This is a genomic window from Acidovorax sp. Root275 (assembly GCF_001428965.1).
In the GTDB taxonomy this organism is placed as follows: Bacteria; Pseudomonadota; Gammaproteobacteria; order Burkholderiales; family Burkholderiaceae_C; genus Acidovorax; species Acidovorax radicis.
Genome location: NZ_LMJH01000008.1, coordinates 965265 through 980696, shown reverse-complemented (window position 1 = coordinate 980696; position 15432 = coordinate 965265). Strand labels below are relative to the sequence as shown.

Here is a 15432-nt window from a genome sequence, read left to right as displayed (position 1 = left end):
TCCGAAACAGCCATCCATGGAGCTGCGCCATCCCGTCCGATCACTCCGTCCGGGGTGCCATCTGATGTTGCCAATACCGCCGGCCCGTATCGCGCTCGCACCCCACCGCTGCAGGCGTTGACGACGCCCACGTCGCGGCGCCGCAGCGTGAAGACTCCACCACCTCAACGCCGCGCGCACGGTAGCGCTGCAACACTTCGGGGGCCGGATGGCCAAACCGGTTGCGGTACCCGGCTTGCACCAAAGCAGTGCGTGGCTGGACAGCATCCAGAAACGCCGGCGATGAGGATGTCTTGCTGCCATGGTGGGGCACCAGCAGCAGGTCGGCACGCAGCGCCGCACCGCGCGCCAGCAGGGCCTGCTCCTGCGGGGTTTCGATATCACCCACCAGCAACGCCACCGGCGCCGACGCCACCGCCCCGCTGGCCGCAATGCGCAGCACACAGCTCAACGCGTTGGGGCGCAAGGTGCGCGCAGCCACCGCGTCGTCCGGCTGCGGATGCGGGTGCAGCACCTCGAAAACGACACCATCCCACTCCCAGCGCTGGCCCGCCAGGCAGGGGCGAACCGGGCGCAGAGCCTGCAAGGTGTGCTCGGCCTCGATCGACCCCACCAGCTCGGCATGCGGCTGCTGCGCCAGCACCGCCGCCGCACCGCCCGTGTGGTCGGCATCGCGGTGGCTGAGCATGAGTATGTCCACGCGCTCCCCCAGTGCCCGCAGCAGCGGCACGAGCACGCGGTGGCCCGCGTCGCTCTCGCGGCTGAAACGCGGCCCCGCGTCGTACAGCAGCGTGTGGGTGGCGGTGCGCACGAGCACCGCGTTGCCTTGGCCGATGTCGGCGGCCAGCAGTTCAAACTGCCCTGCCGCCGGGCGCACCGGCTGCCACCACAGGGCGGGCCACAGCAGCGGAAGTGCCAAGAGCCGCAACCGCCAGGGCAGGCGTGTGGCCAGCAGCGCGCCCCCCGCCACGGCCAGCATGCCCGCCCACAACGGCGCTGCAGGCAGGAAGACCACGGCCCAGGGCCACTGCGCCAGCCATTGCAGCAAACTTGCCAACGGCTGCAGGCTGAGGGCGGCCAGATTCCACAAGGGCGCCCACAGCACGCCACCCAGAGCCAGCGGGGTGACCACCAGGGTGACCCAGGGAATAGCCACCAGGTTGGCGGCAAAGCCCACCACGGACACTTGGCCAAACAGCAACAGGGTCAGGGGCGTAAGCGCCAGCGTCACCACCCACTGCTCCCGAATTAGTGCATAAAAATGGCGCTTGACGCTTGATGGATAAGCGCTAACAGCTACCGTATTTGTAGCAAACAAAATACCCACCGCCACAAAGCTCAGCCAGAAGCCCGCCTGCGCCAGCGCCCACGGGTCTGCCACCACCACGGCCGCACATGCCCACAACCACACCTGCGGCCACGGCCAGCGGCGGCCGCTGAGTTGCAGCACGGCAATGGCGGCCAGCATGATCACGGTGCGCTGCGCGGGTACACCCCAGCCGCTGAACAGCGCGTAGGCCGCTGCTAGCACCACCCCGGCGGCCAGTGCTGCCGAGGGCGCGGGCACCGCCAGGCACAGCCGGGTGGAGCGCCGCCACAGCACCCCCACCATCAGCGCAGCCAGCCAGGCAAACAAGGTGATGTGAAGCCCCGAGATGCTCATCAAATGCGCCACCCCCGTGGCGCGGAACACATCCCAGTCGGCGCGGTCGATGGCGCGCTGGTCACCCGTCACCAGGGCCACCACCACACCCGCGATGCGCGCGCGGGCCGGGTCGTCGCCATTCACATCGCGGGCCAGTCGCTCCAGGATCGCATCGCGCACCGACTGCCGCACCCGCTCCACCGGATGCCGCCAGGTCGCGGCCAAAAGCTCTGGGGGCTCGTCTTTGGGCCCCGCGCGCACGTAGCCCGTGGCCTGCACGCCCTGCTCCCACATCCACAGCTCGTAATCAAAACCATGCGGGTTGCGCAGGCCGTGCGGCGCTTTGAGGCGCACTGTCAGGGCCCAGCGGTCACCGGCTTTCAGGGCTGGCGGGGCGCGCTGCAGGTCCAGCGCCCCTGCCGCATCGCGGAACGGGCCACCGTACCAGGCCACGTCGATGCGCGGCGGCAGCTGCACCGGGGCACCGCTCAGGCGCGCGGCCTCCACGTCCACTCGGATGCGGGTGCCAGCCTCGTTGGTCTGGGGCATGGCCGCCACCACCCCGGTCACGCGGATGTCCTGGCCTTCCAGCGCGGGCGCGAGCCCGTGGCCCGCATAGTCCACTGCGCGCAATCCACACAGGGCGAACATCGCCAGCACCCCCGCGCCCAGGGCCAGCGCTGCGGCCGGCGCAGCAGCCCCTGTCGCTACCGCACGGCGGCTTCTGGAGGCCGCCCGCGCGCACCAGCCCACCACACAGGCGGCCACCAAGATCACCCCATAGGCCCCTCCTGGCCACAACGCCGGCTGCTGCAGCTGCAGCGCTGCCCCGAAAACCGCGCCCAGCAGCCACGCGGGCAACCGCCAGGGCATGGCGGCGGCCATCGCGGGGCTTGCATCGGCCACACTGCCGTCCGGGCCCGTGTGGACGGAGGAAACGGCATTAGAGGCGCTTATGGCGGGCATGGGCTGATGCTAATGCGGCTCCAGGGGGCTGGCCGCTGGATTCTGCACACCGGGCTGTGTAACACTCGCGGCCATCCGGGCGCGGCCGGGCGACCCAGCCACCCAGCGACCCCTGCGGGCCTTGTCGGCATTGCGGACATCGGTCAGTGCCCACCCTTCACCTTCACGTCACACCAAGGAAGACCATGAGCGTTTACGACAAGCTGAAAGAACTCAACATCACCCTGCCGCCGGTGTCGGTGCCCGCTGCCGCCTATGTGCCCTATGTGCAAACGGGCAATCTGGTGTTCCTGTCGGGCCACATCGCACGCAAGGACGGCAAGCCCTGGGCCGCCCAGTTCGGTCGCGATATCGGCACTGAAGAAGGCAAGGAAGCCGCACGCGCGGTGGCCATTGATCTCATGGGCACGCTGCAGGCAGCCTGTGGCGGCGACCTGAACCGCGTCAAGCGCATCGTCAAGGTCATGAGCCTGGTGAACTCCACGGGTGACTTCACCGAGCAGCACCTGGTGACCAACGGCGCCAGCGAACTGCTGGGCCAGGTCTTTGGCGAAAAGGGTGTGCACGCCCGCAGCGCTTTTGGCGTGGCGCAGATCCCCATGGGCGCCTGCGTGGAAATCGAGCTGATCGCCGAACTGGCCTGACAGACCACGTGCTCCACAAAAAACCCCAGGGCATGGTTGCCATGGGGTTTTTGTTTTCCGCGCAAGGCGGCGGTGGATGGAGCCTCCCGCCCCCTGGCAGACCGCGCGTCAAAAAGTCAGAAGGATTCCCAATCCTCTTCCGCCCCCTGGGCCACCACCGGCTTGCGGCCGGCGGGTACAGGTGCGGCAGATACCTTGGCCACCGCCGTGGCGGAAACGGGCGCCCTGGCCACGGCGGGGCGGGCACCGTGCCCCGCCGTCTTCGCGCCTGAACCCGTTGCGGGCCGTGCGGACGCAGCTGGGGCAGCTGGGGCAGCTGGAGCGGCGGCGACAGGTACCTGCGGCCGCTGGGCAGCCGTGGCGCGCGCCGCACCAATGGCCGCCTGCGCAGGCCCATAGCTGGCGGCATTCACCTTGAACATCGACACCTCGCGCGCAAGGTGGTCCGCCTGCTCGCGCAGGCTCTGGGCAGCGGCGGCGCTCTCTTCCACCAGCGCCGCATTCTGCTGCGTCATCTGGTCGAGGTTGCTGATCGCCTTGTTGACCTGGGAGACGCCAGCACTCTGCTCGGACGATGCCGCCGTGATCTCGCCAATCATGTCGGTCACGCGCTGCACCGACTGCACGATGTCGGTCATGGTGGTGCCAGCGTCCGACACCAGCCTCGACCCCGTTTCCACCTTTTCCACTGACGCGCTGATGAGCTGCTTGATCTCCTTGGCGGCCTCGGCGCTGCGCTGGGCGAGGCTGCGCACCTCGCTGGCCACCACGGCGAACCCCCGGCCCTGCTCGCCTGCACGCGCGGCCTCCACGGCGGCGTTGAGCGCAAGGATGTTAGTCTGGAATGCAATGCCATCAATCACGCCAATGATGTCCGCAATCTTCTTGCTGCTGTGGTTGATGTCCTCCATCGTGGCCACCACCTGGGTGACCACCTCGCCGCCCCGGCGCGCCACACCGGTGGCCCCCGCCGCCAGGCTGCTGGCCTGCTGGGCACTGCCTGCGCTTTGCTGAATGGTGCTGGTGAACTGCTCCATGGCGGCAGCCGTCTCCTGCAGGTTGCTGGAGGTCTGCTCGGTGCGGGCCGACAGGTCATGGTTGCCGGTGGCGATCTCGGCGCTGGCGATGGCGATGCTGTCCGTGCTCTGGCGCACCTGATGCACCATGCGCCCCAGCGCGCTGCTCATGGTGTAGAGCGAGCGCAGCAAGTCGCCAAATTCATCGCCCCGGGTCACTGACTCCTGCATGCTCAGATCACCGCCCGCAATGCGTTCGGCCAGCCCGTTCGCCTGCGCAAGCGGCCGCTGGATGCTGCCAATCAGGTAGTAGGCCCCCACGATGATGGCCAGCAGCAGCAGGCCCACGGCAACAGCCGCGATCTTGACGGTAAGCATGCGGGATGCCGCCATCTCCTGCTGCTTGGCGACCGCGCCCTGCTGCTGCTGCTGCACAAAGTCGCGCAGGGTTTGCAGGTAAGTGGCCACGGCCGGGTTGTAGGACTGCTTGACCAGGGCCACGGCCTGGTCCTGTTGCCCGTCCGCCTTGAGCTTGCGGGCCTGGCCGCGCAGGTCGATCATGGCCTTGCGGGCTTCGGCGATCTTGGCCATCTGCGCCTTGTCGGCATCGGACAGCGCCATGGCCTCCAGCGACTTCTGCACCTCGCTGATCTGCGCGCTGGTGGCGGCAATCACGTCCTTGAATTCGGCCTCCACCGCCGCATCGCTGCTGACGATGAGCGCCTGGGTCCGTGCAGCGTTGGTTTCGGTGAGGCCCGACCATCGGATCGCCGCCTGCACGCGCGCCTCGCTGTCCCGGGCTACCGCATCGGCCTGGGCTTGCACTTTGACAGACCGGTAGCCTGAGAACCCCACCACGGCGACGAGCAGAACCACAATCAGAATCACTGCCAGCCAGAGCTTGTGAGCCATCCGAAAGTTCGTGGGCATGGTTGTCTCCTGAAGCGTGTGTTTGCGTACAGATGTTGCGCGCTTTTGCACGATTGCACAAACTCTGTCACAACACATCAGGGTCTGCCCTGCCTGCACTGCCCCATCAGGGGCCACGCGTGGAGCCATGCCAGCGGCAACATCCATCCACCATTGGTCTGGGGCGGATGCCCCCAGCCCCATCACCAGCGCAGTGCCTCACGAAAAGATCTGTGCCGATCAGGGCGTCGATGTCCACGACGGCTCCCATTGGCCCACATTTCGCGCGCCGACAACACCCTACCGTGGTCGGGTTCCCGTGCAGCGGCGAAGCCATCAAACTGGCCTGATCCATTTTCAAAGGCCAATGACTCCATGACTTCCTGCAAGCTCCACCGCACGTGCCTCGGCGCCACCCTCCTGATCGCATTGGGCCTGTCTGGATGTGCCGCCACCATCAGCCAGGAGGGCCTGGAGCAGCGTACCTCCGTGGCGATTGGCCGCCAGGTGGGCGCCTTCACCATCACCAACAAGAGCGAAGAAACCGGCGGGCGCATCAACTACACCGCCAAGACCACCGACGGGGCCACCTACCAGTGCTACATGTACTCGGCCACGGGGTTCCAGAAAGCCATGTCGTTCGGGCAGACGCCGAATTCGGATGCCATCTGCACGCCGATGGCCGGCAAGGCGGCAGCACCTGCGGCCGCCTCGGCCTCCTGCAACGCGCTGAGCAAAGCCGCCGGCAAATGCTGAAGCCTTAATCCGGACAGGGCAACCGGCCGTCAGGCCGCGGTTCCCAGAAAGGCCTCGAAAAGCGCCAGCTCCTCGTCCAGCGCGCGCCGAAAACCCGCATCGCGTGGAGGCCGGCCAGCCACAAATCCCAACTCATGCCGCAGTTGCCCGCGCTCCACGCGCAGGTTCGCCCAACCCACCATCTGTTCCCCCCACAGCACGGGCAACGCATAGTGGCCCATGGTGCGCCTGGGGGCCGGCACATACGCTTCGAACCGGTACGCCCAGCCCCACAGCATCTCGAAACGGCGGCGGTCCCAGACCACGGGATCGAACGGTGCCAGCAGCCGCACTCCCAGGTCTGGCTGGTGGTGGCGTGAGACCGGGTTTTCGTTGGCGGGCCAGAACCAGGTCGTTCCGCCCACCACCGCATGACCGTAGCGCAAATGCGCGGCCTTGGCCACCGCGCGCGCCTCGGCCGCCAGTTGCGGTGCACCGTAGCGCAGCAGCGTGACGAGGTAGCCCAGGCTGGAGGCGGGCAACGGGGCGTACAGTGCCACGATGCGATCGACCAGGGCTTCGGCGCGCGCCAGGCGCGCGGCGGGGCTGGCATCCTGCGCGGGGTGCTCCATCGGCGCATACACCCGGGTGCCCGATTCGCGGCGGCACACCCGCAGCCAGCCATGGTGGTGCATGGCATCCAGCAGGCGGGTGCTCGCGTTGAGCTCTCCGCCCCAGTAGCCCGCCACGCGGCCGTGGTGTGCAAACGCCTCGCTGACCTCACGTGGGTGCACCACGCCCCGCTCCTGCACAAACGCCAGCACCTCGCGCGCACGCTCGGTGGTGGCTACATCCCAGGGCCGGCGCGGCGTGCGTGGATGCAGCAGCGCCAGCATCTCGCGCGAGACGAAGCCATAGTTGACGAAAGCGTCTTCCTCGATGCCCAACCGCTCATAGCGGCGCTCCAGGTCCCCTGCGCGGTAGCCGCGCACCCGCATGCGCAAAATCAGATCCTGTGCCCGTGCGGGCGCCCGCATCGGGTCGGCCTGCACAAAACCAAGCTTGCGAATCGCGCCGGGCAGCGTCAGTGGTTTGAACAGGCTGCGCGCAATCGCGTAGCGGCGCAGCTCATCCAGCGTGGGTGAGTTGCGCGCCACACCCTTACTCCACCCGCGTCACTGCGTTGGGCTTGAAGCCCAGGTCCGCCGCCTTACCCTTGCGGCCGCGCGCAGCACGGGCGTTGTTCAGGCTGCGGATCTCCAGCGTCTCATCGCGCTGCTTGCCACCCCGGCCGATGCCGTCCAGGCGAATGCTGCGCGTGTACGCAGCGGCACCCGCCAGCTGGTCCTTGTCTTCCAGGTCGATCAGCATCAGGCCCCGGCCGCCATTGGCCATGGTTTTCAGCTCGGTGATCTCGAACGTGAGGATGCGCCCGCCCGTGGAGGCACAGGCCACGTGCGTGGCAGGCAGCACCGGCTTGCTGCCTGTGGTGCCCGCCGCGTGCGAAGGCACACACACGGTTTCACCCTCGCCCAGCGTGAGGAAGGCCTTTCCGCCCTTCTGGCGCGAGACCATGTTCTCGACCGCCGCCAGAAAGCCGTAGCCGCCCGAGTTGGATAACAGCAGCGTGGCGTTGGCGGGCCCCGCAAAGTAGTGCAGCAGCTGCGTGCCCGCTTCCAGTTCGATGAGCGTGGTCACGGGCTGGCCATCACCGCGCGCGCCGGGCAGCAGCGACACGGCCACCGAATACACGCGGCCGTTGCTGCCAAAGGCCAGCAGGGTATCGACCGTGCGGCACTCGAACGTGCCATACAGCCCGTCGCCCGCCTTGAAGGCAAAACTGGCGGCCTCGTGCCCATGGCCGGTGCGGGCACGCACCCAGCCTTTTTCCGAAACAACCACCGTCACGGGCTCGTCCACCACCTTCACTTCGGCCACGGCCTTCTTCTCGGCCTGGATGAGTGTGCGGCGCGCGTCGGCAAAGGTCTTGGCATCCTGCTCGATCTCCTTGACCATGGTGCGGCGCAGCGAGCCAGGATTGTTCAGGATGTCTTCGAGCTTGCCCTGGCTTTCGCGCAGTTCTTTCAGCTCCTGCTCGATCTTGATCGCTTCAAGCCGCGCGAGCTGGCGCAGGCGGATTTCAAGGATGTCCTCGGCCTGCCGGTCGCTGAGGTTGAAGCGCGCGATCAGCGCCGCCTTGGGCTCGTCGGCCTGGCGGATGATGGCAATCACCTCATCGATGTTGAGCAGGACAATCTGCCGCCCTTCGAGGATGTGGATGCGCTCCAGCACCTTGTTCAAACGGTGCTGCGTGCGGCGGGTGATGGTGGTCTGGCGGAAGGCAATCCACTCTTCCAGCATCTGCCGCAGGGATTTTTGGGTGGGCCGGCCATCGAGCCCCACCATCGTGAGGTTGATGGGGGCCGAGGATTCGAGGCTGGTGTGGGCCAGCAGCGCGGTGATCAGTTCCTGCTGCGGGGTCTTGCCCGTCTTGGGCTCGAACACCAAACGCACGGGCGCGTCTTTGCTCGACTCGTCACGCACCACGTCCAGCACGGCCAGCATGCTGGCCTTCAGTTGCGTCTGGTCCTGGCTCAGGGCCTTCTTGCCCGCCTTCACCTTGGGGTTGGTGATTTCCTCGATCTCTTCGAGCACCTTTTGCGTGCTCACGCCGGGTGGCAACTCGTTGACCACCAGCTGCCACTGGCCACGCGCCATGTCTTCGATCTTCCAGCGCGCGCGCACCTTGAGGCTGCCCCGGCCCGTGCGGTAGGCATCGGCAATGTCGGAGGCAGCACTGATGATCTGGCCGCCACCGGGGTAGTCCGGTCCGGGCACGATGGCCAGCAGTTCTTCCTGGCTGAGCGACGGCGTCTTGATGAGCGCAACGCAGGCGTCGGCGATCTCGCGCAGATTGTGGCTCGGGATTTCGGTGGCCAGGCCCACGGCAATGCCGCTGGCGCCATTGAGCAGCGCGAACGGCAGGCGTGCGGGCAGCTGGCGCGGCTCCTGCTCAGAGCCATCGTAGTTCGGGGCGAAATCGACCGTGCCTTCGTCTATCTCGTCGAGCAGCAGGCTGGTGATGCGCGACAGGCGCGCCTCGGTGTAGCGCATGGCCGCGGCGCCGTCACCGTCGCGGCTGCCGAAGTTGCCCTGGCCGTCCACCAGCGGGTAGCGCTGGGCGAAGTCCTGCGCCATGCGCACCATGGCGTCATAGGCCGCCGTGTCCCCGTGCGGGTGGTACTTGCCAATGACATCACCCACCACCCGGGCGCTCTTGACCGGCTTGGCCGCCGCGCTGCGCGTGGGGCCGCTGTAGCCCAGGCCCATGCGGTCCATCGAATACAGAATGCGCCGCTGCACGGGCTTGAGGCCGTCGCACACATCGGGCAGCGCACGGCCCTTGACGACCGACAGCGCGTATTCGAGGTAGGCGCGCTGGGCATAGCCCGCCAGGCCCAGGGAGTCGCCCCCGTCGTCGCCTGCGGTGGTGAAATCAAGAGTGGGTTGGTCGCTCATTCGTTGGGTACAGTTTCTGGGTTCACGTTCTGGGGGGCGCTGCGGGTCTGCGCCACGCGGGTGGGCGGCAGGTTGCCCCGGTTCTGCGCGCCACCCGAAAGCTCCATGCGCACGCGGCCCGGCACGGCGCGTTGCGCCAGCACCGGGGCTGGGGGCTTGAGCTGGGCATACAGGCCCAGCACCGTGCGCACATAGTTCTGCGTTTCCTTGAAGGCCGGAATCTGGTTGCCCGCGCGCTGCACGGCGCCTTCGCCAGCGTTGTAGGCGGCAACAGCCAGGTCCATGCGGCCTGGAAACAGGTCCAGCAGGTGGCGCAGGTAGCGCGTGCCGGTGGGCACGTTCACGGCCGGGTCGGCCAGCTTTTGCTCCACCGTGCGTTTTGCATCCGTGCTCACGCCAAACCGGTTGGCCGTGGCGGGCATCACCTGCATCAGGCCCACGGCGCCCTTGGGCGACACGGCAGTGGCGTCAAAACCGGACTCGGTCGCGATCACAGCCTGCAGCAATTCGTAGTCCACGCCATGTTTGCTGGACGCAGCACGCAGGTGGTGTTTGACCCGCTTGTAGTCGGGCGCGATGTCAAAAAAAGCCAGCAGGCGCGCACCTGCTGCAGGCAGCGCGTAGGGCATGGGCGACGCATTGGCGGGCACATCCCGGGTCGAGTCAAAGTCATTGCCACGAAAAAACAGCTGGTAGCGCGCATCGATCTGCTCGGCGGCAAAGTGCGTCACGCCGCGCTCGTCCACGTGCGCCCACAGGTCCGCATGGGCCACTTGCTGCACAAAACATAGCAGCATACCTAATACAGACAAGCGCAGGGCACTGTTTTTAAGGGGATTTTTCATCACAAACACCGGGTGGAGCGTGTCGATGCGGTCAGATATCGATCTCGACCGCATCGCCATGCAGCTCCATCAGCTCGCGGCGCGCGGCGGCTTCGCCCTTGCCCATGAGCTTGGTGATGAGGCCTTCGGTGGCGGCAAAATCCATGTCGCCCAGTTGCACGGGCAGCAGGCGGCGGGTGTCGGGGTTGAGCGTGGTTTCCCACAGCTGCTCGGCGTTCATCTCGCCCAGGCCTTTGAAGCGGCTGATCTGGCACTTCTCTTTCGGCACGCCGTCCTTGGCGCACTTGTCGAGGATGGCAGTCAGTTCGCCATCGTCCAGCGCATACATCTTGGCGGCGGGCTTCTTTCCGCGTGCGGGCACATCCACGCGGAACAGCGGCGGGCGCGCCACGTAGATGTGGCCGGTTTCGATGAGCTTGGGGAAGTGGCGGAAGAAGAGCGTGAGCAGCAGCACCTGGATGTGCGAGCCGTCCACGTCGGCGTCACTCAGGATGCAGACCTTGCCGTAGCGCAGGCCGCTCAAATCCGGCGTGTCGTTGGGGCCATGCGGGTCCACGCCAATCGCTACCGAAATGTCGTGGATTTCGTTGTTGGCAAACAGGCGATCGCGCTCCACCTCCCAGGTGTTGAGCACCTTGCCGCGCAGCGGCAGGATGGCCTGGCTTTCCTTGTCGCGGCCCATCTTGGCGCTGCCCCCAGCCGAGTCGCCCTCGACCAGGAAAACTTCGTTGTGGGCGATGTCCTTGCTTTCGCAGTCGGTGAGCTTGCCGGGCAGCACGGCCACGCCCGAGCCCTTGCGTTTTTCGACCTTCTGGCCCGCCTTCTGGCGGGTTTGCGCGGCCTTGATGGCCAGCTCGGCGAGCTTCTTACCGTATTCAACGTGCTGGTTGAGCCAGAGTTCGAGCGCCGGGCGCACGAAGCCGCTGACCAGGCGCACCGCATCGCGCGAGTTCAGGCGCTCCTTGATCTGGCCCTGGAACTGCGGGTCGAGCACCTTGGCACTGAGCACATAGCTGGCGCGCGCAAACACGTCCTCGGGCAACAGCTTCACGCCCTTGGGCAACAGGCTGTGCAGCTCGATGAAGCTCTTGACGGCATTGAACAGGCCGTCGCGCAGGCCACTTTCGTGGGTGCCACCCGCACTGGTGGGGATCAGGTTGACGTAGCTCTCGCGCACGGGCTGGCCGTCTTCAGTGAAGGCCACACACCAGGATGCGCCCTCGCCTTCGGCAAAACTTTCGTTATTGCGGTCGGCAAAACCCTCGCCTTCAAACAGCGGGATCACCGGGTCGCCGTTGAGCGTCTGCATCAGGTAGTCGCGCAGGCCGCCTTTGTACTGCCAGGTTTGCGTCTCGCGGGTTTTCTCGTTGACGAGCTGGACCGTCACGCCCGGCATGAGCACCGCCTTGCTGCGCAGCAGGTGGGTCAACTCGCCCATGGGCAACGCGCTCGACTCGAAATACTTGGCATCAGGCCATACACGGACCGAGGTGCCCTGCTTGCGCTCGCCCGCCTCCAGCGGCCGGGCCACCAGGGGTTCAATCACATCCCCGGCCGAAAACACCAGGCGCGCCGCCTTGCCTTCGCGGTAGCTCGTCGCCTCCAGCCGCGTCGCCAGGGCGTTGGTCACACTCACGCCCACGCCGTGCAGGCCGCCTGAGAAGCTGTAGGCGCCGCCCTTGCCCTTGTCGAACTTGCCGCCCGCGTGCAGGCGGGTGAACACCAGTTCGATCACCGGGGCGTTTTCCTCGGGGTGCATGCCGAAGGGAATACCCCGCCCATCGTCTTCGACACTCACCGAGCTATCGGCATGCAGCGTGACGCGGATCTTTTTGCCGTGGCCAGCCAGCGCCTCATCGGCGGCGTTGTCCAGCACTTCCTGAATGATGTGCAGCGGGTTGTCGGTGCGTGTGTACATGCCCGGGCGTTGCTTGACGGGCTCCAGGCCCTTGAGCACACGGATCGAGCCTTCGGAATATTCACTGGCGGACACGGGGGACGGTTTGGCAGACATGGGGCGGATTGTAGTGCGGCAGCGCAGCAATAGCTGGATATAAAACCAGTTCTCCAGCGGGCTCGCAAAGTCTGACCCTGCTTGCAACTGTATTGGTCACCGGTGTATCAGCGCGTTTCGCCCAATCTCGCTACATTCCTGCGCATGCATATGAATCCTCCCAAACTGTCCATGTTCCAGGTGCTCGCCTGTGGCGCGGCCATCGTGACACTGTCGATGGGCATCCGCCACGGGTTCGGGCTGTGGCTCTTGCCCATCACCCAGGAAATGGGCTGGACGCGCCAGTCATTCGCGCTGGCGATTGCGATCCAGAACCTGTCCTGGGGCCTGATCGGGATTTTTGCGGGCATGGTGGCCGACCGGTTTGGCGCCTTCCGCGTGCTCATGGGCGGTGCCGTGCTGTATGGCCTGGGCTTGGCAGGCATGGCGCTGTCGCCCACGCCCACCCTGTTTGCACTGACTGCTGGCGTGCTCATCGGTGCGGCACAGGCCGGCACGACCTATGCAGTGATCTATGGCGTGCTGGGGCGGCAGATTGCGCCAGAGCGCCGCTCATGGGCCATGGGCGTGGCCGCTGCGGCAGGCTCGTTCGGGCAGTTCCTCATGGTGCCGGTGGAAGGCTGGCTGATCGCTGGCCTGGGCTGGCAACAGGCGCTGCTGGCGCTGTCGCTGATGGTGCTGCTGATCGTGCCCCTGGCTTTTGGCCTGCGCGAGCCCAGCTTTGCCGGAGCCGCCCCGGTCAAACGCGAGCAGACCATCGTGCAGGCGCTGGGCGAGGCCTTCCGCTATCCCAGCTTCAACCTGCTGATGGCGGGCTACTTCGTCTGCGGCTTCCAGGTGGTCTTCATTGGGGTCCACATGCCCAGCTACCTCAAGGACCACGGCCTGTCGCCCCAGGTGGCCAGCTATGCGCTGGCGCTGATCGGCCTCTTCAATGTGCTGGGCACCTACGTGGCCGGCACCCTGGGCCAGCGCATGCCCAAGCGGTTCATCCTGGCCTTCATTTACTTCGCGCGCGCGGCGGTGATCACTGTGTTCCTGCTCGTGCCGCTGTCGCCGCTGTCGGTGTATGTGTTCTCGGCGGTCATGGGCACGCTGTGGTTGTCCACCATTCCACCCACCAACGCCACCATTGCGCAGATCTTTGGCGTGCAGCATCTGTCGATGCTGGGCGGCTTTGTGTTCTTCAGCCACCAGATCGGCAGCTTTCTGGGCGTGTGGCTGGGCGGCTACCTGTATGACGTTACGGGCAGCTACGATATCGTCTGGTACATCGCCATTGGGCTCGGGGTGTTCGCCGGCCTGGTGAACCTGCCCGTCCGGGAAAGCCCCATCCAGCGCGGCGCGGCCCAACCCGCCTGAAACCAGCAACGCCATCCAGACACCACCATGCCGACCGCCAGCACATCTCCCACGCCGCTCGGCCGGAGCGTGCCGTGGGCTTGGCGCTGGCTGGCCTGGACGGTCGCCGTGCTGCTGTGCCTCGCGGTGTTTGGCATGTACACGGTGCCGGACTTCATGGTGATGCTGGCCGACCAGATGTGGGCTTGCTTTTGAGCCTGCAACTCCCAATTTCAACTATTTTTCGCCTCCAGCGCTTATCCATCAATCGCTATTAGCTATATTTTTGGTAGCAAAACACAATGCACGGTAACGAAGCCGCTTCCGACTGGGTTCGCCGCTGGTCCCATTTGATCGCGCCGGGCAGCACTGCGCTCGACGTGGCCTGCGGCGCAGGGCGCCACCTGCGTTGGTTGCGCGGCTTGGGCCACCCCGTGGTCGGGGTCGACCGTTCTGCCGAGGCCCTGGCCGCCTGCGAGGGGCTGGGGGAGCTGGTGCTGGCCGACATCGAGAAGGGCCCATGGCCCTTTGCAGGCCGTCAGTTTGGTGCAGTGGTGGTCACCAACTACCTGTGGCGGCCCCTGCTGGCCACCATGGTGGAGAGCGTGGCACCGGGCGGCGTGCTGATCTACGAAACCTTCGCACACGGCAACGACACCGTGGGCCGCCCGGCCCGGCCCGAATTTCTTCTGCAGCCCGGGGAACTGCTGACCGCCTGCACCGGACTGCGCACCGTGGCCTATGAAGACGGCTTCCAACAAAACCCCGACCGTTTCGTGCAACGCATCACGGCCGTGCGGGAACTCCCACGGTCTGGTGGACCCTCACGACATCTTTTGCCCATGTGGGCTAGTTAGAATGCCCTTTTACCGTTTACCACTGCGGACATGACCTCTTCTTCCGTCGCCCTCACCGGCAGCATCGTCGCCCTCGTCACTCCCATGCACGAGGACGGCAGCGTGGACTACCCGGCCCTGCGCAAACTGATCGACTGGCACATTGCCGAAGGCACCGACTGCATCGGCGTGGTGGGCACCACGGGCGAATCGCCGACCGTCAACGTCGAAGAGCATTGCGAAATCATCCGCGTGGCCGTGGAGCAGTCTGCCAAGCGTGTGCCCATCATGGCCGGCTGCGGAGCCAACTCCACCGCTGAAGCCATCGAGCTGGCCAAGTTCGCGCGTGGCGTGGGGGCCGACAGCCAGTTGCAAGTGGTGCCGTACTACAACAAGCCCACGCAAGAGGGCCAGTTCCAGCATTTCAAGGCGATTGCCGAAGCCACGGGCGACCTGCCTGTCGTGCTGTACAACGTGCCCGGCCGCTCGGTGGCCGATATGCAGCACGACACCGTGCTGCGCTTGGCCCAGGTGCCCGGCATCATCGGCATCAAGGAAGCCACCGGCAACATCGAGCGCGCCCAGTGGCTCATCCGCGATGTGCCCAAAGGCTTTGGTGTGTACTCGGGCGACGACCCGACCGCCGTGGCGCTCATGCTGTGCGGCGGCCATGGCAACATCAGCGTGACGGCCAATGTGGCGCCCCGCCTCATGCACGAGCTGTGCATGGCCGCATTGGCTGGCAATGTCCAGCGTGCCATGCAGATCCAGTTCCAGCTCATGCCCGTGCACAAGAACCTGTTTGTCGAAGCCAACCCCATCCCGGTCAAATGGGCCGTGGCCCGCATGGGCCTGTGTGGTGGCACCATGCGCCTGCCCATGACGCCGCTGACCACCAGCAACGAGGCTGTGGTCGAATCTGCGCTGCGCAACAGCGGCCTGATCTAATCCGGGCTGCGCCC

Annotated in this window: 12 protein-coding genes; 6 read left to right on the top strand and 6 right to left on the bottom strand. The window is 66.3% G+C overall.

The window, feature by feature from the left end; translation table 11 throughout:
* Positions 1-40: 40 nt before the first annotated feature.
* Positions 41-2530 (bottom strand): DNA internalization-related competence protein ComEC/Rec2, encoded by a 2490-nt coding sequence (locus tag ASE52_RS14550; protein WP_057227274.1) that lies wholly within the window; start codon positions 2528-2530, stop codon positions 41-43.
* Positions 2531-2796: 266 nt separating this feature from the next.
* Here ASE52_RS14550 and ASE52_RS14545 point away from each other — a divergent pair, with 266 nt between their 5' ends.
* Positions 2797-3255, top strand: coding sequence for a RidA family protein (locus ASE52_RS14545; protein WP_010464024.1), 459 nt, complete (start codon positions 2797-2799; stop codon positions 3253-3255).
* Positions 3256-3371: 116 nt separating this feature from the next.
* Here ASE52_RS14545 and ASE52_RS14540 read toward each other — a convergent pair whose 3' ends face one another.
* Positions 3372-5201, bottom strand: a complete 1830-nt coding sequence (locus ASE52_RS14540; RefSeq protein WP_057227004.1) for a methyl-accepting chemotaxis protein — start codon at positions 5199-5201, stop codon at positions 3372-3374.
* Positions 5202-5555: 354 nt separating this feature from the next.
* Between ASE52_RS14540 and ASE52_RS14535 the strand changes: the two genes are divergently transcribed.
* Positions 5556-5936 (top strand): hypothetical protein, encoded by a 381-nt coding sequence (locus ASE52_RS14535; RefSeq protein WP_057227002.1) that lies wholly within the window; start codon positions 5556-5558, stop codon positions 5934-5936.
* A gap of 29 nt (positions 5937-5965) precedes the next feature.
* On the opposite strand, the gene ASE52_RS14530 is transcribed toward ASE52_RS14535, so the two are convergent.
* The 4 genes from ASE52_RS14530 to ASE52_RS14515 all read right to left on the bottom strand — a co-directional run bounded on the left by ASE52_RS14530 (position 5966) and on the right by ASE52_RS14515 (position 12293).
* Positions 5966-7072, bottom strand: coding sequence for a crosslink repair DNA glycosylase YcaQ family protein (locus ASE52_RS14530; RefSeq protein ID WP_057227000.1), 1107 nt, complete (start codon positions 7070-7072; stop codon positions 5966-5968).
* Positions 7073-7076: 4 nt separating this feature from the next.
* On the bottom strand, positions 7077-9434 hold the full coding sequence (parC, locus tag ASE52_RS14525) for a DNA topoisomerase IV subunit A (RefSeq protein ID WP_057226998.1): 2358 nt from the start codon (positions 9432-9434) through the stop codon (positions 7077-7079).
* Positions 9431-10231 (bottom strand): lytic transglycosylase domain-containing protein, encoded by an 801-nt coding sequence (locus ASE52_RS14520; protein WP_082606878.1) that lies wholly within the window; start codon positions 10229-10231, stop codon positions 9431-9433. Before ASE52_RS14520 ends, parC begins: the two co-directional genes overlap by 4 nt.
* A gap of 79 nt (positions 10232-10310) precedes the next feature.
* Positions 10311-12293, bottom strand: coding sequence for a DNA topoisomerase IV subunit B (locus ASE52_RS14515; protein ID WP_057226994.1), 1983 nt, complete (start codon positions 12291-12293; stop codon positions 10311-10313).
* A 144-nt stretch (positions 12294-12437) separates the two neighbouring features.
* Between ASE52_RS14515 and ASE52_RS14510 the strand changes: the two genes are divergently transcribed.
* The 4 genes from ASE52_RS14510 (at position 12438) to dapA (ending at position 15418) form a co-directional block, all read left to right on the top strand.
* A complete protein-coding gene (locus ASE52_RS14510; RefSeq protein WP_010464018.1) occupies positions 12438-13655 on the top strand; it encodes an MFS transporter in 1218 nt (405 codons plus the stop codon).
* 27 nt (positions 13656-13682) lie between these two features.
* A complete protein-coding gene (locus tag ASE52_RS26040; RefSeq protein WP_010464017.1) occupies positions 13683-13850 on the top strand; it encodes a hypothetical protein in 168 nt (55 codons plus the stop codon).
* An 86-nt stretch (positions 13851-13936) separates the two neighbouring features.
* A complete protein-coding gene (locus ASE52_RS14505) occupies positions 13937-14491 on the top strand; it encodes a class I SAM-dependent methyltransferase (RefSeq protein WP_057226991.1) in 555 nt (184 codons plus the stop codon).
* A 30-nt stretch (positions 14492-14521) separates the two neighbouring features.
* Positions 14522-15418 carry a 4-hydroxy-tetrahydrodipicolinate synthase gene (dapA, locus tag ASE52_RS14500; protein WP_057226988.1) on the top strand — a complete coding sequence of 299 codons (897 nt, stop codon included), beginning with the start codon at positions 14522-14524 and terminating at the stop codon, positions 15416-15418.
* Positions 15419-15432: the final 14 nt, after the last annotated feature.

Coding starts and splice junctions, on each gene's coding strand:
- ASE52_RS14550 (WP_057227274.1), bottom strand. CDS start 2,530: ATGGCCGCCGCCATGCCCTGGCGGTTGCCCGCGTGGCTGCTGGGCGCG.
- ASE52_RS14545 (WP_010464024.1), top strand. CDS start 2,797: ATGAGCGTTTACGACAAGCTGAAAGAACTCAACATCACCCTGCCGCCG.
- ASE52_RS14540 (WP_057227004.1), bottom strand. CDS start 5,201: ATGCCCACGAACTTTCGGATGGCTCACAAGCTCTGGCTGGCAGTGATT.
- ASE52_RS14535 (WP_057227002.1), top strand. CDS start 5,556: ATGACTTCCTGCAAGCTCCACCGCACGTGCCTCGGCGCCACCCTCCTG.
- parC (WP_057226998.1), bottom strand. CDS start 9,434: ATGAGCGACCAACCCACTCTTGATTTCACCACCGCAGGCGACGACGGG.
- ASE52_RS14520 (WP_082606878.1), bottom strand. CDS start 10,231: ATGCTGCTATGTTTTGTGCAGCAAGTGGCCCATGCGGACCTGTGGGCG.
- ASE52_RS14515 (WP_057226994.1), bottom strand. CDS start 12,293: ATGTCTGCCAAACCGTCCCCCGTGTCCGCCAGTGAATATTCCGAAGGC.
- ASE52_RS14510 (WP_010464018.1), top strand. CDS start 12,438: ATGCATATGAATCCTCCCAAACTGTCCATGTTCCAGGTGCTCGCCTGT.
- ASE52_RS26040 (WP_010464017.1), top strand. CDS start 13,683: ATGCCGACCGCCAGCACATCTCCCACGCCGCTCGGCCGGAGCGTGCCG.
- ASE52_RS14505 (WP_057226991.1), top strand. CDS start 13,937: ATGCACGGTAACGAAGCCGCTTCCGACTGGGTTCGCCGCTGGTCCCAT.
- dapA (WP_057226988.1), top strand. CDS start 14,522: ATGACCTCTTCTTCCGTCGCCCTCACCGGCAGCATCGTCGCCCTCGTC.